The organism is Alteriqipengyuania abyssalis, from assembly GCF_019857185.1.
Taxonomy (GTDB): Bacteria; Pseudomonadota; Alphaproteobacteria; order Sphingomonadales; family Sphingomonadaceae; genus Alteriqipengyuania; species Alteriqipengyuania abyssalis.
The window spans coordinates 872,051-894,696 of record NZ_JAHWXP010000001.1 but is presented as its reverse complement, the minus strand read 5'-3'; the positions used below and the strand labels follow the sequence as shown (position 1 = coordinate 894,696).

The following is a 22,646-nucleotide window of genomic DNA, read 5'->3' as shown; positions in this document are numbered from 1 at the left end:
GCGCGTTTCAAAAAGGACTGCGCCCCGGCATCGCGAACCGCACCATTCGCGGTGCAGCCCTGCCGGGGCGGATGAGAACCGGCCCTACAGTCAAACGCGATCCGCTTCAATCCGCGTGGCCTCAATCGCTGGATGGGCCAGCCTGCTCGCTCTTTTCCATCGCGGGCGAGTGGGACGCCTTGAGGCCGTCGATCAGCTTGCCCAGCGTGGCGCGCTGGACGAGGACGGAGAAGAGTACCGCCGCAAAGGTCGCCGCCAGCAGCAGGTCGCGCGTGCTCCCTTCGGGCAGCGACAGGGCGAGCGCGACCGAGATGCCGCCGCGCAGACCGCCCCACCATAGCACCCGGCCCGAACCGGGGGTGGAAAGCCGCGCGGCAGGGATCGCCTTGATCGCGCCGCCCACCGCAATCGCTCGCGCGGCGAGGGTGATGGCGATCGCGGCGAGGCCGAAAACCAGCTCCCGCAAGCCGGGGACCAGTGCGATCACCTCCAGCCCGATCAGCAGGAACAGGACCGAGTTCAGCACCTCGTCGACCAGCTCCCAGAACTTGTTGACGTAGTCGAGCGTCAGGTCGCTCATCGCCAGATTGGCACCCTGGTTGCCGATCAGCAGCCCGGCGACCGCCATGGCAAGCGGGCCGGAGACATGGAGCTGGCTGCACAGCGCATAGCCGCCCATCACCACCGCGAGCGTAATCAGCACCTCCAGCGTGTATTCGTCCATCGATCGCAAGGCGCGAAAGCCCAGCCAGCCGATGACGAGCCCGATCGCGACACCGCCGCCCGCCTCGATCACGAACAGCCGCGCGCCTTCGCTGAGGCTGAAATCCGCGCCCGTCACCGCCGCGCCCAGCAGGATGGTGAAGACCACGATGCCCACGCCATCGTTGAACAGGCTTTCGCCCGCGACCGCGCTCTGGAGCGAGGCGGGCACATTCTCTTCGCGCAGCACACCGAGGACCGAGACGGGATCGGTGGGGGAGATCAGCGCGCCGAACACGAAGTACCAGATCGGCGCGATCTGCACGCCGAGCAGCATCCCCACGCCCCACGCCGCCGCGCCGACCACGACCGTCGAAATGATTACGCCGACGGTAGAGAGCAGCAGCACCGGCAGCCAGTCCGCCTTCAGCCGGTCCAGATCGACATGCAGCGCACCCGCGAACAGCAGGAAGCTGAGCATCCCCTGCAGCAGCGTCTGGGTGAAATTGAGCCGTTCGAGCAGGCGTGAAACGCTGTCGTCCAGCGTGATGCTGGGCACCAGCGCGTTGAGCACGGTGAGCACCACCGCAGCGAGAGCGCCCATGATCGTGAGCCCGATGACATGCGGCAGGCGGATGTAGTGATGGTTGATATAGCCAAACACCGCCGCCGCCACGACCAGCAGCGCGGCAATGTCGAACGGCGAAAGCGCGGCTGCGGCGGTATCGTGCATGCTGCTTGCGTAGCGGGATGCAGTGTCGGCGGGAAGAGGCGGGGGCTGTGATGTTAGCCGCCATCCTCCCCGAACAGCATCGCCTTCATCCGGTCGAGATAGACGATCCACGCCTCGCGCCCGGCATCGGTCATGCAGGCTGTGGTGACGGGTTTCTTGCCCTCGAAGCGCTTCTCGATGCTGACGTAGCCCGCATCCTCCAGCTTGCGCAGGTGGACCGAAAGGTTGCCGTCGCTCACCCCTGTGCGGGCGCGCAGCTCCCCGAAATCGGCGCATTCGGCGCTGGAGAGATAGGCCATCGTGGCCAGCCTGACGCGCCCGTGGATGGTGTCGTCGATCGCCCGGTAATCAAGCGGGACGTCAGCCACCGGCGCGCTCCCGCCGCAGAAGTTCGAGGCCGGGAACGATCGACACCAACAGCGCGCCCATTGCCATTGTCAGATATTGCGCGGGCGACCCGGCAAGCAGCGTGGTCATGACCAGGAATGCGAAGGACAGCACCGCGTATTTCCGCAGTGTGGTGTCACGTGCCGCGGCCGAACTCGCCGCCATGGCGATCGCATAGACCCCGAAAACGACCGGCGGAAGCAGTGTGAACAGGAAGAACCCCCGTGGGGTCTGCGCCATCATTGCGTAGGCCAGAATGCTCAGGGCGAGAGCGCCGATCACGTAACCGCCTACGCGCCAGACCTCCATCTCGACCCGGTTGGCGGTCGTCGGCTTTGCTTCGCCCGACCGCGTGAACCTTGAAAGGATGACCGCGATCATCATCGCGGCGAACCAGACCACCGCGAGGGCCATCGACGGCAAGGGCACTAGGCGCTCGATGATCGCCGCATGGAGCAGGCTGGCAAGCGCGATCGCGCAGCCGAAGAGCACGAACTCACGCCCGCCGAGCAGGGGGCGATTGCGCCCTTCCTCGGCCAGTTCGCGCATCATCCGCAGGTCGTCCTGCGCGGTGCGCTGGGGGGAGGGAGGCGCGCTCATTCGCCGTCTCGCGGATAGAGGACGGGTTCGGTGACCTGGGCGCTGCCCTCCAGCGTAAAGCTCTGCTCGGCAAAGGTCGGCATCCCGCGAAGCTGGGCCCCGCCGATCATCGACCAGCCGTCGGCCGGGCCCATCGGCCCCATGCTGAACGTGCCGTCGCCATCAATGTCGTGCCATACCATCAGGGCATACCGGCCGTCGGGCACGTCGCCGAAGGTGGCGGTGATCGTGCCGTCCTTCGGGTTCTCTATCACCTGCTCCGCGATCGCCCCGGCCCGCATGAACTGGCTCTCGCTTTGCAGGCTGACGTACAGATCGCCTGCGTCGGGTCGCACGTCCGTCAGCGTGACGGTGACCTCGCCCGCAAGCGCGGGGGTGGCGAACGCGGCGGTTGCGAGAATGGCGGCGGGGGCCATTGCGGTGAGGATGGACTTGCGAATCATGGCAGTCTCCTTTGCTTCTATATGTACTTTAAAACATAAAGTACTTGTTTGTGCAAGGGGGGTGGGGCCGCATCGCGTCGTGCCATCGGCCGCTTTCCTACTTGGGTGCGGGGCCGCTAGGCCGAGAAAATGAAAACCCGAGCCGACCTCTCCCTGCAGTCCAGCAACTGCGGGGAAGGGACGGCCCGGGTTTCCAGCCCTGGACAGTGTGTCAGGGGCGCGGCGGGAAGCGCTTATTCGACCCGAGCCGCGCCCCCGAAAGCGGCATCAGCCGTGCAGCTTCGCCGCGGTCTGCGCCACGCGCTTGCCGAGGTAGCGGGCGCCGTCCAGCTCGGTCTTGCTCGGATGGCGGCTGCCGTCGCCATCGGCAATCGTGGTCGCGCCATAGGGCGCGCCGCCCTTGACTTCGTCGACCCCCATCTGGCCCTGGAAGCCGTAGTCGAGGCCGACGACCGTGCATCCCATGTGCAGCAGGTTGGTCAGGATCGACATCAGCGTGGTCTCCTGCCCGCCATGCTGGCTGGCGGTGGAGGTGAACGCTGCGCCGACCTTGCCGATCAGCGCGCCCTTCATCCACAGCCCGCCGGTCTGGTCCCAGAAAGACGCCATCTGGCTGGTCATCCGGCCATAGCGGGTGGGCGAGCCGACCACGATGCCGTCGTACTCGGCCAGCGCGTCGGGCCCCTCGATCTCCTCGTGCCCCGGCATCCCTGTGAAGCCGGCGTTCTTCGCGACCTCTGCGGGCGCGGTTTCGGGGACGTGGCGGATGACCGCTTCGGCGCCGCCTTCGCGCACGCCTTCGGCAACCGCTTCGGCCATCGCCGAGGTGTGGCCGTAGGAGGAATAGTAGAGGACGAGGATCTTGGTCATGGGCTTCCCTTTGCTGGATTGTCCGGTGTCTGACCGATCAATGCGCGGGGGGCGCAGGTGTTTCGCAAAGCTTGCGGCCCGATTTTCCTACTCGCTCACGACCCGTTAGGCCGATGGCGCTCTTTCCTAGCGTCGATCATCCACGCGGAGGCAGCGCGTTTGCACTCGCGCCTGAGGCGGTCCGTACCGGGTAGATCTGTTGAAGAGAGGGGGCGTGGTGCCCAGGGGCGGAGTCGAACCACCGACACGACGATTTTCAGTCGTCTGCTCTACCACTGAGCTACCCGGGCAATCGCCGCGACGGCGGACCAGAACGGCCCGGCGAGCGAATGAGTGCGCGCCTATGGCGAAGGCGCGAAGGCTTGGCAAGCCCTGTTTGGTGTTCAATCCTGTTCGCGGGCAATCTCTTCCGGATCTGCGGGCCTTCCGGGCAGCGCATAGCCGTCGTTGAACCAGCGGTTGAGGTCCTTGTCGCGGCACCGCGCGGAGCAGAATGGCTTGTATTCGGGCGTCTGCACGGAGGACTTGCAGATCGGGCAGGGTCGTTTGGTCTCGCTCATGATGCGAGGATTTGGGCGTGCCCCGCCTCCAGTGCAAGCGCGGGGTCGCGCTCGAGCTCGACCTTGCGGCCGCTGCGGCGGGCCAGTTCGGCGAGCCACTCCTGCGACAGCCGGTCCGCCACCGCCGGATGCGCGCGCAGCAGCAGGCGCGGGCCGATGCCATCGGCCAGCTCGCCCCGGCGCAGCAGCATTCGCGCGGCGGCGGATGCGCGGTTGAGGTGCAGGCGGTGCAGCAGCGAAGGCCGCTCCAGCCGGGCGACCAGCTGGACGAAGCCGAATCCGTTCATCGCGGTCCGCTCGTGCGGCCAGCCCGACAGCGCCTGTTCCAGCGCCTCGTCGACCGCCCGCCGCTGCGCTTTCTCGGCAAGCGTGGGGAAATCGATCCCGATCGACCCCGCCAGATCGAATCGGTGCAGCGTGTCGGCCAGCGCGGGGACCGCCGCCAGCGCAAGGTCGCGCGGGGGCAGGTCGCCGTCGATGTCGATCACGGTCATCGCAGGGGCGGGGCTGACGATAAGCGATCCGCCCGCGAGCGCGACCTCGCCCTCCCATGCGTCGGCCCAGACGTCTTCCCACAGTCCGGGCGGGAAACGGCGCTGTGTGCCTTCAGGTTGGGTTGAGCGCGCCTTGGTGTCGCCTTGGTGCGTTGGTGTGCGCTGGTACACGCCTTGAGCGCGCTTCAACCGCCCTCGCTCCGCGATCGGGGCACGGGTGAGCATGACGGGGATTTTGCTCCCCTCGCTTGCGTCTTTCGGCAGGCCCGAGACGTTGATCTCGGCGCCGTCGCCGGTGCGGGCCAGGCCGCGGCTGGCGCCCTTGATGCGACGGGTTAGAGTGGCGGTCGCGGGGCCCAGCGCGATGTCTTCGGGCCAGTGGAGCCGGGCGGCAAGCACGCGGTCGTCTTCGATCAGCAGCCAGCGGGTCTCGCCGATCCCGCGCTCGACCCACCACTCAGCCAATGGCGATTCCGGCGGCTTTCAGCAGCGCGCGGGTCTCGAACAGCGGCAGCCCGACCACGCCCGAATGGGTGCCGGAAAGGAAGTCGATCAGCCCCGCCGCGCGGCCCTGGATCGCGTAGCCGCCCGCCTTGCCGATCCCTTCGCCGCTGGCGGCGTAGCCGGCGATTTCCTCGTCGGAGAGGCTCTTGAAGCGGACCTGCGAACTCGCGCAGCGAACCCGCTGCCTGCCTTGCGCATCGATCACCGATATCGCCGAGTGCACCCGGTGGCGGCGGCCCGAAAGCAGCCGCAGGAAACGCGCGACATCGGCCTCCGATTCGGCCTGGGGCAGGATCCGGCGGCCGACCGCCACGGTGGTATCGCCGGCAAGGACGACCTCGCCCTCAGCCCGGGACACGGCAAGCGCCTTCTCCGCCGCCATACGCTCGGCATAGGGGCGGGGAAGTTCGCTCTTGCGCGGATTTTCGTCGATATCGGGCGAACGAATGTCGTCCGGCACGACACCGATCTGCGCCAGCAGATCGCGTCTGCGGGGGCTCGAACTGGCAAGGATCAGGCGCGGCGTCACGATCCGCTCCGGGTGTTGTGGATCAGGACGGGTTGTTCTGCGGACCGGGCCCGCCGCGACCCGGCATGAAGCGGTAGGTGATCCGCCCCTTGGTCAGATCATAGGGGGTCAGTTCGACCAGCACTTCGTCGCCGGTCAGCACGCGGATGCGGTTCTTGCGCATCTTGCCGGCGGTGTGTCCGAGAATCTCGTGGCCGTTCTCAAGCTCGACCCGGAACATCGCGTTGGGCAGCAGCTCGACAACCCGACCGCGCATTTCGAGGAGCTCTTCTTTCGCCATGGATTTGGTCTTGTCCTTATGCAGTTCGTCGAATTCTGCGGCGATTTAGCGACGATGGCTCGAAAATGGAAGTGTGTGTCAGCAACGCGAAAGGATCGGGCGACAATTCGTTACGCGCCGAGGTTTGCTTCCGACCGCCCTGGCTGCGAGGGCTTTGGCGGGGGCGAACGAAAATCTATGAGGAAACTTGCCCCGATGAAGCTGTCCCGCCTGCGCGCCTGCAATATCTCCGTCCTGGCGCTGGCCAGCGCGATCTGCGCGCCCGCCGCGGCCCAAGACAGATCGCAGGACACGCCGCCCCCGGCGAGCGAGGAACCGCTGCCCTCGGCGGAAAACGAGATCGTCGTGACCGCGCAGCGCATTCGCGGGTCGGTCGACACGGACGTGCCCCCGGTGGTCGAGCTGACCGAGGCGGATATCGCCGCCTATGGCGCGGACTCGCTGACCGATCTGGTCGCGCAGTTATCGCCGCAGACGGGTTCGGGCCGCGGACGTGGCGGCGGGCAGCCGGTCATCCTGGTCAACGGCCAGCGGATCGCCAGCTTCCGCGAACTGCGCAACTATCCGCCCGAAGCGATCCAGAAGGTCGAGGTGTTCCCCGAAGAGGTCGCGCTGCAATACGGCTATTCAGCCGATCAGCGGGTCATCAACTTCATTCTGAAGGATAATTTCAAGAGCCGCGAGATCGAGCTCGAATACGGCGATTCGTTCGAAGGAGGTGCGCCGGGGGGCGAAATCGAAGTCTCCCAGGTGGCCATTTCCGGACCACGCCGGTTCAACATTTCCGGCCAGTTCGAAACCCAGTCGCTGCTGACCGAGGCGGAGCGCGACATCACGCAGACTCCGGGCACCGTGCCCACAGTCCCGGGCGATCCCGATCCCGCACCTTTTCGCAGCCTGCGGCCCGATACCGAAAGCTACAAGCTGGAAGGATCGTTCAACACCGCGATCGGCGAAGGTGCGACGGCAAAGGCCCTATCGCTCAACCTCACGGCGGAGCAGAACAATTCTCGCTCCCTCTCCGGACTGGACATTGTCACCCTGACTGCGCCGGGTGGCGCCAGCGCGGTCCGCTCGGTCGATGCCGATCCGCTGATCCGCGACGCGCGCACAACCTCGCTTTCGGCCGCAGCAGGCTATCGTCAGCCACTCGGCGATTTCGAGCTGAACGTGACGCTGGATGCCGCCCACGGTCTCAGCGAAACCGATATCGACCGGCGGCGCGACCTGTCGGTGCTGCAGGATCTGGTCGATGCCGGATCGTTGATGATCGACGGGGTGTTGCCGCCCGTCGCGACCGACGGTTTCGACCGCGCGTCGAGCAAGACCTATACGCTCGATTCACTGGCCACCATTCGCGGGGTGCCGCTCACTCTGCCCGCAGGGGATGTGAACCTGACGGTCGATGGCGGCTACAAATGGAACCGGATCGAGAGCGAGGATACCCGAACGGCGCTCGGCGTAACGCAGCTTACGCGCGGGCGGATCAACGGCGGGGTCAATCTCGCGGTGCCGCTGACCAGCCGGCGCGAAGGCTTCCTCGATGCGCTGGGCGACTTCACGCTCAACGCCAGCGCGGGGCTCGACTACCTGTCCGACTTCGGCACCCTGACTGACCTGACGGTGGGGCTAACCTGGAACCTGACCGATCGGCTGACCCTCGCCGCGACCGTGATAAATCGCGACGCGGCCCCCAGCCTGACCGAGCTGGGCGCGCCGGTGGTCCAGACATTCAACGTGCCGCTGTTCGATTTCGCCACCGGTCAGAACGTGCTCGCCACGCTGACCACCGGGGGCAATCCGCTGCTCCCCGCCTCGAACCAGAACGACCTGAAGCTGAGCGCGAATTACGAGCTCGACCTGTTCGAGCGGGCGAACATCCTTTTCGAATACAACCGCAACAGCTCGACCAACACGACCGAAAGCTTCCCGCTGCTGACCGCCGAGATCGAGGCCGCGTTCCCCGATCGCGTGACGCGTGACGGAACGGGGCGCCTGATCGCGCTGGACCAGCGACCGATCACCTATGCCGAGCGCAAGGGGGAGCGGATTCGTTACGGCTTCAACGTGTTCGGCCGCGTCGGCAAGGCGCGCGAGGAGCAGTCGGGCGGTGGCGCTCCCGGTGGCGCTCCCGGTGGCGGCGGCGAAGGGCGCGGCGGGCCTCCGATTGTGGGCGCGGGCGGCGGACAGATGCGGATGGACCCGCAACAGTTCCAGCAGATGCGCGACCAGTTCTGCGCCAGCGAGCCGGGCACCGTGCCCGACCTCTCCAAGCTGCCGCCCTTCATCCGAGACCGGCTGACCAATGAGGACGGGACCGTCAATCAGGAACGGCTGGCACAGGTCCGCGAGCGGTTCTGCAGCGCCGATGGCCAGCCCGGCGCGGGTGGACCCGGTGGCCCCGGCATGTTCGATCCCGAACAGGCCGCCGCGATCCGCAACGCGCTATGTAGCGGCGAGAGCGACCAGCCGATCGATCTCTCCGCACTGCCCGAAGGCCTGCGCGCGCGGCTGACCAACGAGGATGGCACGATCAATCAGGAGCGGCTGGCACGGCTGCGGCAGGCGGTGTGCCAGGCAGAAGGCGCGCAGCAGCAGGGCGAAGGCTCGCAGGGCCAGCGTCGCGGCGGCGGCGGGCGTCGTGGCGGGGGCGGCCCCTTCGGCGGTGGCGACGGTCAGGGCCGCTGGTTCCTCTCCGCCTATCACACGGTCGAATTGGAGAACGAGGCGCTGATCGCGCCCGGCATCCCGGTGATTGACTATTTCGACCTCGGCCAGGCGCGCCATTCGGTCGAGCTGGAGGGCGGGGTGTTCTACAAGGGCATGGGGACCCGCCTGAGCGGCCGCTACACCAGCGGCTACACGATTGCGGGCAGCGACCCGACCGGGGCGAGCGACCTGACCTTCGGCGATCTGGTCAAGTTCGATCTGCGCTTCTTCATGGATCTTGAACAGCAGAAATGGCTGACCGGCGAGAACCCGGGCTTCTTCAAGGGCACGCGGGTCTCCTTCCGGATCGATAACCTGTTCGACACGCGCCAGAATGTGACCGATGGCAATGGCCAGACCCCGATCCGCTACCAGCCCGCGCTGATCGACCCGCTGGGGCGGACCTTCGAGATCGAATTCCGCAAGCTTTTCTGAGCCTGCGGTGGCGTGGCGCGTGCGTGCCGCCTATCTAGGCGCGCATGGCCCGCCCGCCCTCCCGTACACCGGCCGACACCAAAGCCAATCGACCGCATGACCCGCGCGGCAAGGAGCGTTTCAACGAGGAACGCGCCGCCTACACGGTCGCCAGCGCGCAGCCTGATCTGGAAGCCGGGGTCAGCGCGATCCGCGAGACGGTGCGCACGCTCCCGCCGCGCCCCGGCGTGTACCGCATGCTCGATGCGCGCGGCGACGTGCTCTACGTGGGCAAGGCGCGCAGCCTGAAGGCGCGGGTGGCGAATTACACGCAGGTCGCCGCGCTCACCAACCGGCTCCAGCGGATGGTCAGCCAGACGCGCAGCATGGAGATCGTCACCACCAATTCGGAGGCTGGCGCGCTGCTGCTCGAAGCGCAGTTCATCAAGCGCTACCGCCCGCCGTTCAACGTGCTGCTGCGCGATGACAAGAGCTTCCCCTTTATCCTCCTGCGCGCGGACCACGCCTTCCCGCGCATCCACAAGCATCGCGGCGCGCGCCGCGCCAAGGGCAATTACTACGGGCCGTTCGCGAGCGCGGGCAGCGTCAACAAGACGCTTAATGCGCTGCAGAAGCTGTTCCTGCTAAGATCTTGCACGGACAGCTTTTTCAACAATCGCGACCGGCCCTGCCTGCTCTACCAGATCAAGCGCTGCTCGGCGCCGTGCGTGGGCCGGATCGACGAGGCCGGGTACGAAGAGCTGGTTCAGCAGGCGAAGGATTTCCTCGGCGGGAAGTCGTCTTCGGTGCAGCAGGATCTGGAAAAGCAGATGGCCGAGGCGGCGGAGAAGCTCGACTTCGAAACCGCCGCGATTCTACGCGACCGGCTGCGTGCTGCGACCTTTATTCAGGGCGCACAGGCGGTGAACGCGACGGGGGTAGGCGATGCCGATGTGTTCGCTCTTGCCGCCAAGGGCGGGCAGATCGCGGTGCAGGCCTTCTTCATCCGCGGCGGGCAGAACTGGGGCCACCGCGCCTTCTTCCCCACGCACACGCAGGATGTCGACAAGGACGAGGTGCTCGCCCGCGTCATCATGCAATTCTACGAGGAAGTGCCGCCCCCGCGCACCGTGCTGGTTGACCGCGAGTTGCCCGAGGCGGAGCTGCTGGCGCAGGCGCTGTGCGAGATGGCCGAGCACAAGGTCGAAATTTCGGTGCCCCAGCGCGGCGACCGGCGGCGGCTGATGGAGCAGGCGCAGCGCAACGCGGTCGACGCGCTCGACCGGCGGCTGGCCGAGAGGGGCACGCAAGCGAAGCTCAACCGCGATCTGGCCGAATTCCTCGAACTGGAAGAGCCCCCACAGCGGATCGAGATTTATGACAACTCGCATATCCAGGGCGCGAAGGCCGTCGGCGCGATGGTCGTCGCGGGGCCGGAGGGGTTCGAGAAGGGCCAGTATCGCAAGTTCAATATCAAGACCGCGCAGACCAACGACGATTTCGGGATGATGCGTGAGGTCATGCAGCGCCGTTTTCGCAATCTCGCAGAGAATCCCGATGGCGAGGAGGGCAAGCGCAACAGCCACGAGACCGTGTGGCCCGATCTCGTCCTGCTCGACGGCGGCAAGGGGCAGATGTCGACCGTGCGCGATACGCTCGCCGAGATGGGGATCGATAACGTGCCGCTGATCGCGATCGCCAAGGGGCCGGACCACGGGCGCGAGGGGCGCGAGGTGTTCCATTTCCCCGACGGGCGCGAGAAGACGCTGCCGGTCAACTCGCCGCTACTGTTCCACCTCCAGAACCTGCGCGACGAGGTCCACCGCTACGTGATCGGCGCGCACCGCGCCAAGCGCAGCCGCGCGATCACCGCCTCACCGCTCGACGAGATTCCCGGCATCGGCCCGGCGCGAAAGCGCGCGCTGCTGCTGCATTTCGGCACCGCGGGGAAGGTGCGCGCTGCGGCGCTCGACGACCTCAAGCGTGCGCCCGGGATCAGCGATGCGGTCGCCCAGCAGATCTACGATTTCTACCACGCGGCCTGAGGGAAAAGGCGCGTGAGGACTCAGTCCTTCACGCGCTTCAGGTCGAGGTCGTGGAAGTCGTAGGAGAAGTCTGTCAGGTCAGAAATTGCCTTCATTTTCATCCCCGTTACCTTGCCATTCTCGACCGTGAAATCGACGAAGGCGTCCGCCTTGAGCGACTTGTCGGGCCAGAAGGCGGCGAAGCGATCGGCATCGTAATGGGTCAGGTCGCCGTCGAGAATTTCGCTGCGGCCCATATCGATGAACAGGCGATCCGGGCCATCCATGCGGATGGTGGCATCGCCGTACCACGGGTCGTGATAGGTGCCGACATAGGCGGATAGCGGCAGGCTGGGCGGAGCCGCGTCTTCGGGGGCGCTCGCTGCGGTATCGGCGATCAGCTGCGTGCCTTCGGCTTCCGCTTCGGCAAAGGCTCCGCCCCAGTCCGCAATGAAATCGAATTCCGGGCGGCCGAGCAGCGCAGCGGCGATGTGGTAATTGAAGGTCGACGGCGCGCCGCGATAATCATTGGTGGCGCTGAACAGGACCAGCTTTTCTTCCGGGATGATCATGAAATTGCTGACCACGCCGGGCGCGCCGCCGCCATGGCTGACCAGCAGTCGGCCCGCGAAATCCTGCGTTCCCCAGCCCAGCGCATAGGCCGAGAGGTGGGAGAGGCCGGCCGCGCGCAGCCTGCCATTGACGCCGGTGGGCGTGACGCCCTGCCACACCTCGCGCACCTGCTCTTTGTTGAGAAGCCGCTTTCCGTCCTCAGTCACGCCGCCGTCGAGCCAGAAGTTTCCCCATTTCATCATGCCTGCCGTGTCGCACCAGATGCCACCTGCGGCATTCCAGGTTTCCGAAAACGCGAGCCGCTCGTCGATCGGGACGCCCGCATCCGCGCCCGCCGCACGCTCATGCCCGGTGACGAAGCGCGCGCCCGCCGGGATGCGCGTTTTCTCGGCGACGCAGCGCTCCATGCCGACGGGCTTCAGAATCTCGTCGGTGATGAAATCGGCCCAGCTTTTGCCGGAAACCCGCTCCACGATCTCGCCCGCGACGACATATAGCAGATTGTCGTATGCATATTCGGATCGGAACCCGGCGCTGGGGCGCAGCAGCGGCAGCGCCTTGATGACGTCCTCGGGTTCGGCATTGCCATCGGGCCAGATCAGCAGATCGCCCGCACCCAGCGGCAGGCCGGACCGATGGGTGAGCGCATCGCGCACGGTGAAATGCTCGCTCACCCAAGGGTCGGACATCGCGAATTCGGGGATGTAGGTGCGAATGGGCTCGTCCCATTCGACAGAGCCGCGCTCCACCAGAATGGCCAGCGCGGTGGTCGTGAACGCCTTGGAAATGCTGGCGATCGGGAACAGCATGTCCTGCGTAACCGGGCGGTTGGTTCCTTCCTCGGCCAGTCCGCGCGCGCCCTGCCAGATCGTCTTGCCGTCCTTCGAGACGGCGGCGACCATGCCGGTCGAATCATAGGCCTGCGTCGTCCGCGCGAGCGCGTCGTCGAAGTCGATCGGTTTGGGGGCCGGGGCGACCGGCGCGGACACTTCGGCAACCGGGGCCGACTGCGGCGGCGCTTCGTCCACGGCGAGATGTGCGCAGGCGGACAGGGCGCAGGGCAGAAAAAGCAGCGCCCCGGTCTTGGCAAAATTCATAGGTTTCGGGCTCCCGATTGCGGGGCCCTTATGCAGCGATTCCGGTATGGATCAAACGCCGTGTGGGCAGGGCGCGATTACGCCTCGCCCGCACGCAGCCGCCGTTCCTGATAGGCGAAGCGTGCCGCCTCGCCGATATCGCCTTGGAAGGAGACGTTCACCGCGCCGCCGATGACCGATCCGACCAGCGGGACCGCCGCACCCACGCGGCGACGGAACAGCGCAATCGCGAGCGCGCGGGAGACACGCTCCACCGCCTGTTCGATGACCGGGTCGATCTCTTCGGGTGGCACCTCGGACAGGCTGCCGTCGGCGCCGATGCCGGCTTCGAGCGCTGCGAGCCGCTCGGCCCGCTGTTTCTTGTCGTTGATGCTCGCCAGTTCGAGGATCTGCAGGCGGAACAGTCGCTCGCGCGCGCCCTTGCCGTCGTAGCCATAGGCACGGCCCGTATCGCGAATGCAGCGCAGGGCCAGCGCGATGGTCGCCGGGATGTCGAGGCCCATGGTCAGGATGCCGCCGATACCCGAGGCTGCGCCGGTCGTGCCGCTGATCGCGCGCACCGCGATGGCGACCCGCTCTGCGGCGTCATGACAGGCCTTGAGGTCCGTAAGGTCGTGGTCGAACTTGACCAGTTGCGGGGTGCCGATCGCCTGGTCAATTCCCTTGAGCACACCGCGCACGAGCCCGTTGGGGACGAACCCGGCGACTGCCCCGCCGACGGGGCTGGTGATCTTTTCAAACCCGCGCCCGATCAGGGAGGGCTTGGCGTTGCGGAAGGCCTGCTGCTGTTTTTCGAAGTCCATGGCTGCGCAAACGGAGGGTGCGCCCGCTTCGTTCCGCACCTGACAAAAGCTTAGTCGGAGCCCTTCTTGCGCCGGGCCTCACGGATCATCCCTTCCTGCGCGACGCTGGCGACCAGAACGCCGTCGCGGGTGAAGATCCGCCCGCGATTATAGCCGCGCCCGCTGCCGGACCACGGGCTGTCGGTTTCGTATAGCAGCCATTCGTCGGCACGCGCATGGGCGTGGAACCAGATCGCATGATCGAGGCTGGCGCTGATCAGCTCACCCCGCATCCACGAGAGGCCATGCGGCAGCACCGCGGTGCCCAGCAGCGTGTAGTCGCTGGCATAGGCGATCACCGCGCGATGGATGGCCGGATCGTCGGGCAGGGGGGCGACCAGTCTGAACCAGCTGAAACTATGCGGTTCGCGTGGTTCGGGGTTGAGCCAGTGCTGGCGTCCGCTGGAGCGCATTTCGATCGGGCGCGGGCGCGTCATAAGGGCGCGCTGCGCATCGGACATTTTTTCCCCGAAAGCCTCCAGTGTCTTCGCGCGCACTTCATCGTCCGAGGGGAGGTCTTCGGGGCCGGGCACGTCGGGCATCGGGGCCGCCTGATGCGACAGGCCTTCTTCCGGGCGCTGGAAACTGGCGGTCAGGTTGAGGATCGGCGTGCCGCCCTGGCTTGCCACGACACGCCGGTTGGAGAAGCTGCGGCCATCGAAATCGCGCTCCGTCGCGTAGTCGATCGGCGGCCCTTCCTCGCCCCCGCGCAGGAAATAGGCGTGCAGCGAATGCGCCTGCTTGCCATCCGCAATGGTCGCCTGCGCCGCCTGAAGCGCCTGCGCGATGACCTGTCCGCCGAACACCCGCCCTACGCCGCCCGGCTGCGCCTGCCCGACAAATCTGTCGTCGGAGGAACGCTCGAGGCTCAGCAGCTCGACCAGTCCGTTGGCCAGCTCCTGTGCGGTTTCTTCTTTGGGCGATGCGGGAGAAGCAGAATCCATACGTCAAGCATTGCGCATGTCGTCCGGCAAAATCAACGAAGCCGGATGTAATCGCGTGCGCTATTCTGATCTTTTGCCGCGAAAACTGGTGGATCAGGCAGATCGCATTCGCCGGAAACTCTCCCGCGCGCTCTCTCCAGCCATCCCACCCGGCTAGCCGCCGCGCTGCCAGAAGTAAGCCGCGATCCGTGCCACCACGGGGTTGCGGACGAACAGCAGGTCGATCACCGGGGCATCCTCGTGCGCACCCATCGGCCCCTTGTAGCCGCCATCGCCGAGGCCCCAGTCGATCCGCGCGAAACCGCGATCCGCCGCGTCCTCGAAATCATGGTAGAGGAGCACGCGCCCGGGGCTGAACTTGTTGAACTGCTGATCGAAATTATTGGCGATGCAATAGCGCGTATCGCCCGCCTCCAATCCGAAGGTGAAGGCGGCAGGGGTCTCTCCGACCCACAGAATGTGGCCGCGGATCATCGCGGCGATGACGGGGTCTTGTGCCGCGCGCTCCCAATAGCGGCGCAGCTTCGCATCGTGGAACTTGGTGTCGCCGCCGCGATCGAGCTGCCCGACCCAGGATGCCGCTTCGATGGCGGCGATCGCGTCGCGGGTCGCGGCGGTCCAGTCGAGCCCGGTAAACGTCTCGATCCGGACCGGGCCTGTCTTTTCCAGCTGGCGCACCCGCCAGCGGTCTTTCTGTTTGCCCTTGGTCGATGGCCAGGCGCCCGATCCGCGCAGGGCCACCAGATCGAGGCAGAACAGAGAGCTTATCTGCCGCTCCTGACAGTGCCATCCGGCTTGTGACGCGGCTTCCCGCAGCAGCAGGAGCGAGGGATCGTCGGCGATGGCCGGGCCGAGGCGCCATGCCGGACCGAGCTCACGCGCGACGGCATAGTCTGCAAGACCACTCGCGAGCTCTTCGACGCTGGCGGTCGGGTCGATCGGTGCGCCGCGGAATGGCCAATAGGCACCGGCGATCTGCGGGATTTTGAGCGGCCCGACGGATTTTGCGACCAGTGGAAGCGCGAGCAGCGGGCGACCGTGGAGATCGCGCGCGATGGCGGTGCGAAGGCCGGGATCGTTGCTCGCCTCGAACCAGCGTGCGCGCAGGAACGCGCGGCGCGGATCGTCCGCTTCGGCCAGCGCATTCACCTCGTTCCGCAGATCGGGCGAAGCGATCGAACTCAGCGCATTCATGCCGGCGCTGCGGGTGGTTTCGGCGGGCCGAACGCCTTGCGATAGGCGCGAAAGCCGACGCACTTGGCGCGGTTGGAGCCGGGCCAGCGCTTGGGCGGAGCAGGGTTCATGCCCGCCTTGCGCAGGATCGCGTTGAAGCACCGCGCGCCGGCCTCGTCATAGCTCCAGTCCGATCGCCAGGTGATGCTGAGCGAGATCGAACTCTCCGGCCCGTTGCGGACATAATGCGGTGCCATCACCGGCACGAACAGCGCCTCGCCCGGAGCGATCGCAAAATCCGTGCCGCCATCGGCCAGCTCGTCGCGCCAGGTCAGCTCGCGCGGGCCGCCGAGGTGATAGCTCTCATGCATCCAGTCCGGCGCGTAGCGGCCGTCGCCCGCAGGGAACTGGGTCATCACCTTGCTGCCCGTGATCTGCAGCAGGATGTTGTGCTCCGGATCGAAATGATAAGGCGTGACTGCATCGGGGCTGGAGATGAACACGAAACCTTGCGGGTGCAGCATCGCGCCGGTCTTCGCCTCGATTGCGGGGCGAAGCTCTTCCAGCAAATCGTGCAGCAGCGCGCGGTAGCCTTCGTCCTGCTCGATATTCTTGACCGCCGCCCAGCTGTTCGCCTCGGCGATCTTGTGGATCGTCTCGGTGATCGAGAGCCCGGTGTGGCCCGGCTTTCCGTCGATCCCGATCGGCAGGTCGCCGCGGTTATATTCGATCGAGGACTCGGGCAGACGCCCCGCCAGATCGGCCAGCGCGTCGAGGCCCAGCAGCGGGTGGTCGCGCAGGTTGTGCGACAGGACCAGCGGGGTCTCGGGATAGGCTTTGGCAAAAGCTTCGCGCGAGGATTGCGGAAAGACCGCATCGGCGGTGGGAGTATCGGGCGTAAGGTCGGTCACGGCGTTCATTCAGCACTGCTCCGATGAAAACGGCGGCTCTCGAACGCGATCAGGCTTTTCCCGAGCGTTCGACGGGCCTGGCCGCCGATGGCGAGATTGAGCGCGACCATGCTGCGCTGGCCGCGCCAGAAATGGTCGATCATGGGGTGGTCGGGCGCGGCGCAGCTGTCGCACCAGGCAATGTCCTCGCGCGCCAGCAGATCGAGGTTCTCCTTCTGCAGCAGCACGCCGGGCGAATAGCGGGCGAAGCTCTCGTCGTAGACGGTCTTGAAGCTGAACGCGCCGGGAGGGGCGAGGAAGGTCGCGAGCATCGCGATCGGGCGACCATCGAGATGCAGCGCGAGCCCCTCAAAGCGACCCTGCGCCGCCGCACCCGACAGGCTTTGGCGGAAGAAGTGCGCGTGGGCGGGGGAATCGGCCAGTGCGCTGCCCGCACGGCTTTTCCAGCTCGCGGCTTCGAGCGCGAGGTAAGCGTCGGCCCAGCGTGATACCTGTACGGGATCGGTGGTGCGGACGACCTCGAGCGTGCCGTGCTCCGCCAACCGGCGTTCCTGCCGGCGCAGTTCCTTGCGCTTCTTGGTCGACAGTGACTGGGTGAAATACTCCTCCGGGCTCAGATCCGAGGCGAGCAGGGCGCGCGCCTCTCGCTCGACCACCGCATGACCGCGATGGGTCTGCGTGGCGAGAGTAGTGAGGGCGTGCACCGGGGCGCAGTCTTCGGGCATTCCGGGCAGGTGGAGAAAGGCGGCCATGCCCGGCTGGCGGTCTGCCCAGCCGAGCAGTGAGGACCAGAACAGCGTCTCGAACCCATGCGCGACCAGCGGCACGCCGCAGAAGGCATTGGCGTGCAGCCAGAGCGAGAGGTGGGGCAGGGGACGACCGTAATAGTGGCCCGCGCGACCCAGCGGCGCGAGGCCGACCAGCCGCCCGTCTACCCGCAACTGCGCGAGGAGCACGCGCCCCTCTGGATCGAAGGACTCAACCGAGGGGGTGAGAAACCAGCGTTCGAAGAAGGGGTTGGGTTCGCTCGCCGCTGCGGCAAGGGCATCCCACTCATCATCGGCAGGCACGCAGTCGCGCCAGCGCGCCACCGCGAAGTGCGGCGCGACCTCGCCGGCCCGGTCGTAACCCGGAGCAACAATGTCCACCGCCGTCATCGCGCTTATCGTCGCCTTTCGCACCAGATCGGAGCCTTACCCTGCCGTTAAGCCTAGGGCGGAAAGGCTGAGAATTGCTTAAGTCCGGCGCACAAAAGCGAAGGCCGCGGCTCCTGCTGAAGGAACCGCGGCCTTGTGAAAACCAGGCTGCCTGTTGCTTAGTTCAGCGAAATCAGGGCCGGAGCGGCGTCCCCGTCGGAGGGGATGTAGGCTGGGTTATACTTCTGCAACCAGGCATAGGCTTCGTCGATCCACTGCATGTGGACATCGTCATAGGGCAGGTTGTGGGTGCCCTTTTCCTGCACGATGTAGCGGAAATCCTGACCTTCGACCTTGCCCGCACGGCGCAGTGCCGAGACGAGGGTTTCAGCCTGTTCCATGGGGATACGGGCGTCACGCTTGGCGGTGACGATCAGGATCGGCGCCCACTCCCCTTCGGCGTTGCGCGCGGGCGAGATACCCTCCGCATCGTCGGAGGTTGCCTGGAAGCCTTCGCTGAACCGGCCGAGGTTCTTGCGATCCCATGCGTTCATCAGCGGCATGTCGTACACGCCTGCGCCCGCGATGGCGCACTGCCACACGTCGGCATCGCGCTGGGCGCCACGCGCCGCTGCAAAGCCGCCGTAGGACCAGCCCATGATGCAGGCACGGTCCGCATCGATGAGGCCCTGCTGGCTGAAATAGGCGACCGCATCGTTGAGGTCGTCCTGCATCCGCTTGCCGTAGCCGCCCGGCTCCCGGCCCAGCTTCTCGAACTCCTTGCCGTAGCCGCCCGAGCCGCGATAGTTCGGCTGGATCACGACGTAGCCCTGCTCGGCCAGAGCCTGGTGCCACGCGGCGAAGCCGAAATTGACCGTGTCCTTGACCCCGAATGGCCCACCATGCGGCAGCACTACGACGGGCAGGTTCTTCTGCCCCTCACGATGACGCGGAGTGGTGATGATCGCCTCGATCCTGGTGCCGTCGCTGGCGGTGTAGGTTTCCGCCCGCATCGGGTTGATCGGCGCATCCTTGAGCGCCGAGAATTGCCAGTCCAGCAGGTCGAGCTGTCCAGTCCTAGTGTCGAAGATGTAATATCCGCCGATCCGCTGAAGGCCGCCACCGAAGACGACGACCTTGCCGAGGTCGGTCGAGTAGTCGACGATCTGCGCCTCGTCTTTGCCGAACACGCCCTCAAGCGCGGTCTTGACCGCCTTAAGCGTCTCGTCGGTGTAGACGGCGCGCTCCTGCCCGTCTTCGAAGGTGTAGTAACCGAGCACGCGGTTGCCATCGTCGCTTTGAATCACTCCGCTGACGTCACGCTCTGGAACCTCGAAAACCGGTTCGCCAAGATTCATGGTCTCCATGTTCATCCGGTATACCTTCGTGAACCCGGATTCGCGGCTCGTCACAAAGGCTTCGTCGGTCCCGGGAATGAACACCTGCGGCGCCGGCAGCGATTCGGTGAAGGTTGCATCAGCCTGATTGTAGACCGTGCTGAAGTTATCGCTCTCGCCGGAGCGATAGAGGATCCGCTGACGGCCGGTGTCGCGATCATAATTGTAGCCCGCGCGCACCACGCCCATGCCGTCGGCCTGCCAGTTGGTGACGACCGGGTTGGTCCGCTGGACATACTTGTATTTGCCCGTGTCGACATCGACCTCGACCACTTCGGGCAGGAAATAGCGTTCGGTGCTGCCAGCCGTGCTGTCACGCTGGAGAAGGAACGTGCCGTTCTTGTGGTCGATGTGCAGTATGTTTCCCGCATCGAACCCGGCGTCGCGCCATGCGAGCTGGATAAGTTCGCCGTCCTTCACGTCGTAAGCGATCAGGCGGCGGAAGTCGGCGAGGTTCCCGGCCATGTCTTCGCGGCTGATCACGGTCATCACGATATGCTCGTTGCCGACCCAGCGGAATCCGCGAAGCGTGCGCTCACCCGAATCACGGGCTTCCTCAGCCGCCAGGATCAGCTTCGGCCCCGCAGCGATGTCGTTCAGGTTGAGCGTCACCAGCACCTGCTTGCCGCCGCTGTTGGCGAGATAGGCGAGGCGGGTGCCATCGGGCGAGATCCGCACCGTGCGCATATTGGCCTGCTTGACGAACTCGCCCGCCGGGATCCGGCCCTCGGCAGTCGCGGGCACCTGCGGCGGGGTGTCTGCGGTCTGCGCCTGCGCCTGAGACGCGAGCGCAGCGGGCATTGCGCCGGTTGAGAACGCGGCCACGGCGATGAGGGCGGCTCCGCGCAGAAGACTGGTCTTGATCATGAGTTTATTGCGTCCCTTCCAAACTCGGATGTGTTTTGTGGAGGAAGGGCATGTCCGTTCAGCCGGTCTTGGCAAAAACGTACCGCGATCAACGGCATGATGGCGCAAGGCGATCCAGACGGCCCCCCGACCGTGATGTCAGGTTTAAGAGTTATGGCTTCAATCGCAAGCAAAAACCCCCGCCCGGGCCGTCCCTGCGATGGCAGAGGATCGGTCCGGGCGGGGCACGTATTTTGCTGTTAAAGCGGTGAGTTAGCTGACCACACCCTGCGCCAGCGCGGCGAGCAGCAGCAGCGCGACGATGTTGGTGATCTTGATCATCGGGTTCACCGCCGGGCCCGCCGTATCCTTGTACGGATCGCCCACGGTATCGCCGGTCACCGCAGCCTTGTGCGCTTCGGAGCCCTTGCCACCGTGGTTGCCGTCCTCGATGTACTTCTTCGCATTGTCCCACGCGCCGCCACCGGCGGTCATGGACAGCGCGACGAACAGCCCGCCGACGATCACGCCCAGCAGCAGCGCGCCGAGCGCGGCGAAGCCGTTGGCCTGGCCCGCGATCAGCGTGATGACGAAGTAGACCACCACCGGTGCCAGCACCGGCAGCAGCGACGGAACGATCATTTCCTTGATCGCTGCGCGGGTCACCAGGTCCACCGTGCGCGCGTAATCGGGCTTCTCGGAGTAATCCATGATGCCCGGCTTTTCGGCGAACTGCTCGCGCACGTCCTTGACCACGTCGCCCGCTGCGCGGCCCACCGCGGTCATGCCCATCGCACCGAACAGGTAGGGCAACAGCGCGCCCAGCAGCAGGCCGACGATCACGAACGGGTTTTTCAGGCTGAAGTCCACCGTCACGCCCGGGAAGAACTCCGTCAGGTCGGTGGTGTAGGCGGCAAACAGCACCAGCGCGGCAAGGCCTGCCGATCCGATCGCATAGCCCTTGGTCACGGCCTTGGTGGTGTTGCCCACCGCGTCCAGCGCATCGGTCTTCTCGCGAACGGAATCGTCCAGCCCGGCCATTTCGGCGATGCCGCCAGCGTTGTCGGTTACCGGGCCATAGGCGTCGAGCGCCACGACCATGCCCGCCAGCGCCAGCATCGCGGTCGCCGCGTAGGCGATCCCGATCAGGCCTGCGAGCATGTAGGCAACGATGATGCCCGCCACGATCACCAGCGTGGGCAGCGCGGTCGCTTCGAGCGAAATGGCGAGGCCCTGGATCACGTTGGTGCCGTGGCCCGTTTCGGACGCCTTGGCGATCGAGCGGACCGGGCGGTATTCGGTGCCGGTGTAATATTCGGTGATCCAGATGATCAGCCCGGTGATGACCAGGCCGAGCATCGCGCACCAGAACAGATCCATCCCGGTAAACCCGCCGACGACTTCGGCAGCACCCTCGGTCACCAGAGTGTCACCCAGCGCGACCGTGGCGGTTTCGCTGACGACGCTGGCGCCGATCAGGGCATTCATGTCGCCCAGTGCCCAGGTCATCACGCCGAAGATCGCAGGGATCGAGAGCACGGCCGTGACGATGAAGCCCTTGTACATCGCGCCCATGATGTTCTGCTTGCGGCCCAGCTTCACGAAGTAGGTGCCGATGATCGAGGTGACGATGCACGCTCCGCCGATCAGCAGCGGCAGCGCCATCATCGGTAGCAGCAGGTCGCCGAGGCTGGTCAAGAGCAGCGCGGTCAGCACCATGGTCGCACCCACGGTGACGACGTAGGTCTCGAACAGGTCGGCCGCCATCCCGGCGCAGTCGCCGACATTGTCGCCCACATTGTCCGCGATCACGGCGGGGTTGCGGGGGTCATCCTCGGGAATGCCCGCCTCGACCTTGCCGACGAGGTCTGCGCCGACGTCCGCCGCCTTGGTGAAGATGCCGCCGCCCAGACGCGCGAAGATCGAGATCAGCGAGGCACCGAAGGCGAGACCGACCAGCCCGTCGACCACTTCGCGGCTGTTTGCCTCAAGCCCCAGCGGACCGGCCAGAACGTAGAAGAACACCGCAATGGCGAGCAGCGCGAGGCCTGCCACCAGCATCCCGGTGATCGCGCCCGCGCGGAAGGCAAGGGTGAGGCCCTGCTGCAACCCGCTTTGCGCGGCGGCTGCGGTGCGCACGTTGGAGCGGACCGAGATGTTCATCCCGATATAGCCCGCCACACCGGAAAGCACCGCGCCGATCACGAAGCCGGTCGCTGCGATCCAGTTGAGGAGAAGAAAGACGAGGATGCCCACGACCACGCCGACAATGGCGATGGTGGTGTATTGCCGGTTCAGATAGGCGCGCGCGCCTTCCTGAATGGCACCTGCGATTTCCTGCATCTTCTCGTTGCCGGCTCCGGCCCCGAGAACCTGTCTGCTTGTGATGATTCCGTACACGACGGCCAGCAGGCCGAGCACGATAGCGACGAGAACGAGTTCCACGCCTTATTTCTCCCCCAAGTTTTTTCCGAATAG

At 66.1% G+C, this 22,646-nt stretch carries 19 protein-coding genes and 1 tRNA gene; 2 read left to right on the top strand and 18 right to left on the bottom strand.

Translation table 11 applies throughout. The annotated features are described in order from the left end of the window. Nucleotides 1-121: 121 nt before the first annotated feature. From KYN89_RS04485 to infA, 10 genes are all read right to left on the bottom strand, one after another. Nucleotides 122-1,435, bottom strand: a complete 1,314-nt coding sequence (locus KYN89_RS04485; RefSeq protein ID WP_222823973.1) for a cation:proton antiporter — start codon at nucleotides 1,433-1,435, stop codon at nucleotides 122-124. A gap of 53 nt (nucleotides 1,436-1,488) precedes the next feature. Further along, the gene (locus KYN89_RS04480; protein WP_222823972.1) at nucleotides 1,489-1,803 is read right to left on the bottom strand and encodes a winged helix-turn-helix domain-containing protein; all 315 of its coding nucleotides are present in this window, start codon (nucleotides 1,801-1,803) and stop codon (nucleotides 1,489-1,491) included. Continuing rightward, entirely contained in the window at nucleotides 1,796-2,374 is a 579-nt protein-coding gene (locus tag KYN89_RS04475; protein ID WP_222823971.1) for a hypothetical protein, read from the bottom strand. The genes KYN89_RS04480 and KYN89_RS04475 overlap by 8 nt, the downstream gene beginning before the upstream one ends. A 44-nt stretch (nucleotides 2,375-2,418) precedes the next feature. After that, nucleotides 2,419-2,865 carry a DUF2141 domain-containing protein gene (locus KYN89_RS04470; protein WP_222823970.1) on the bottom strand — a complete coding sequence of 149 codons (447 nt, stop codon included), beginning with the start codon at nucleotides 2,863-2,865 and terminating at the stop codon, nucleotides 2,419-2,421. 267 nt (nucleotides 2,866-3,132) lie between these two features. After that, nucleotides 3,133-3,735 (bottom strand): NAD(P)H:quinone oxidoreductase, encoded by a 603-nt coding sequence (wrbA, locus tag KYN89_RS04465; protein ID WP_222823969.1) that lies wholly within the window; start codon nucleotides 3,733-3,735, stop codon nucleotides 3,133-3,135. A gap of 215 nt (nucleotides 3,736-3,950) precedes the next feature. Next, nucleotides 3,951-4,025 (bottom strand) — tRNA-Phe (locus KYN89_RS04460). 93 nt (nucleotides 4,026-4,118) lie between these two features. Further along, nucleotides 4,119-4,295: a DNA gyrase inhibitor YacG gene (locus tag KYN89_RS04455; protein ID WP_010238579.1), complete on the bottom strand. Its 177-nt coding sequence runs from the start codon at nucleotides 4,293-4,295 to the stop codon at nucleotides 4,119-4,121. Next, nucleotides 4,292-5,254: an Rne/Rng family ribonuclease gene (locus tag KYN89_RS04450; protein WP_222823968.1), complete on the bottom strand. Its 963-nt coding sequence runs from the start codon at nucleotides 5,252-5,254 to the stop codon at nucleotides 4,292-4,294. The genes KYN89_RS04455 and KYN89_RS04450 overlap by 4 nt, the downstream gene beginning before the upstream one ends. Continuing rightward, nucleotides 5,247-5,822, bottom strand: a complete 576-nt coding sequence (locus tag KYN89_RS04445) for a Maf family protein (RefSeq protein WP_222823967.1) — start codon at nucleotides 5,820-5,822, stop codon at nucleotides 5,247-5,249. The genes KYN89_RS04450 and KYN89_RS04445 overlap by 8 nt, the downstream gene beginning before the upstream one ends. Nucleotides 5,823-5,844: 22 nt before the next feature. Then, on the bottom strand, nucleotides 5,845-6,102 hold the full coding sequence (infA, locus tag KYN89_RS04440; RefSeq protein WP_010238572.1) for a translation initiation factor IF-1: 258 nt from the start codon (nucleotides 6,100-6,102) through the stop codon (nucleotides 5,845-5,847). Between the two features lie 195 nt (nucleotides 6,103-6,297). Here infA and KYN89_RS04435 point away from each other — a divergent pair, with 195 nt between their 5' ends. Both KYN89_RS04435 and uvrC read left to right on the top strand, forming a co-directional pair. Beyond that, nucleotides 6,298-9,246: a TonB-dependent receptor gene (locus KYN89_RS04435; RefSeq protein WP_222823966.1), complete on the top strand. Its 2,949-nt coding sequence runs from the start codon at nucleotides 6,298-6,300 to the stop codon at nucleotides 9,244-9,246. A gap of 44 nt (nucleotides 9,247-9,290) precedes the next feature. Beyond that, the gene (gene uvrC, locus KYN89_RS04430) at nucleotides 9,291-11,270 is read left to right on the top strand and encodes an excinuclease ABC subunit UvrC (protein ID WP_222823965.1); all 1,980 of its coding nucleotides are present in this window, start codon (nucleotides 9,291-9,293) and stop codon (nucleotides 11,268-11,270) included. Between the two features lie 20 nt (nucleotides 11,271-11,290). Here the strand turns inward: uvrC and KYN89_RS04425 are convergent, their stop codons facing one another. The 8 genes from KYN89_RS04425 to KYN89_RS04390 form a co-directional block, all read right to left on the bottom strand. Beyond that, nucleotides 11,291-12,919: a serine hydrolase gene (locus tag KYN89_RS04425; protein ID WP_222823964.1), complete on the bottom strand. Its 1,629-nt coding sequence runs from the start codon at nucleotides 12,917-12,919 to the stop codon at nucleotides 11,291-11,293. A gap of 77 nt (nucleotides 12,920-12,996) precedes the next feature. Next, entirely contained in the window at nucleotides 12,997-13,722 is a 726-nt protein-coding gene (locus KYN89_RS04420; protein ID WP_222823963.1) for an EcsC family protein, read from the bottom strand. Nucleotides 13,723-13,772: 50 nt separating this feature from the next. Continuing rightward, a complete protein-coding gene (locus tag KYN89_RS04415; protein ID WP_222823962.1) occupies nucleotides 13,773-14,705 on the bottom strand; it encodes an acyl-CoA thioesterase in 933 nt (310 codons plus the stop codon). A 153-nt stretch (nucleotides 14,706-14,858) separates the two neighbouring features. Next, nucleotides 14,859-15,899, bottom strand: a complete 1,041-nt coding sequence (locus KYN89_RS04410) for a GNAT family N-acetyltransferase (RefSeq protein ID WP_222823961.1) — start codon at nucleotides 15,897-15,899, stop codon at nucleotides 14,859-14,861. After that, a complete protein-coding gene (locus tag KYN89_RS04405) occupies nucleotides 15,896-16,798 on the bottom strand; it encodes a cupin-like domain-containing protein (RefSeq protein WP_222823960.1) in 903 nt (300 codons plus the stop codon). Before KYN89_RS04405 ends, KYN89_RS04410 begins: the two co-directional genes overlap by 4 nt. Beyond that, on the bottom strand, nucleotides 16,795-17,946 hold the full coding sequence (locus KYN89_RS04400; protein ID WP_222823959.1) for a GNAT family N-acetyltransferase: 1,152 nt from the start codon (nucleotides 17,944-17,946) through the stop codon (nucleotides 16,795-16,797). Before KYN89_RS04400 ends, KYN89_RS04405 begins: the two co-directional genes overlap by 4 nt. A gap of 158 nt (nucleotides 17,947-18,104) precedes the next feature. Next, nucleotides 18,105-20,189, bottom strand: a complete 2,085-nt coding sequence (locus tag KYN89_RS04395; RefSeq protein ID WP_222823958.1) for an alpha/beta hydrolase family protein — start codon at nucleotides 20,187-20,189, stop codon at nucleotides 18,105-18,107. A 252-nt stretch (nucleotides 20,190-20,441) separates the two neighbouring features. Beyond that, the gene (locus KYN89_RS04390; RefSeq protein ID WP_222823957.1) at nucleotides 20,442-22,613 is read right to left on the bottom strand and encodes a sodium-translocating pyrophosphatase; all 2,172 of its coding nucleotides are present in this window, start codon (nucleotides 22,611-22,613) and stop codon (nucleotides 20,442-20,444) included. Nucleotides 22,614-22,646: the final 33 nt, after the last annotated feature.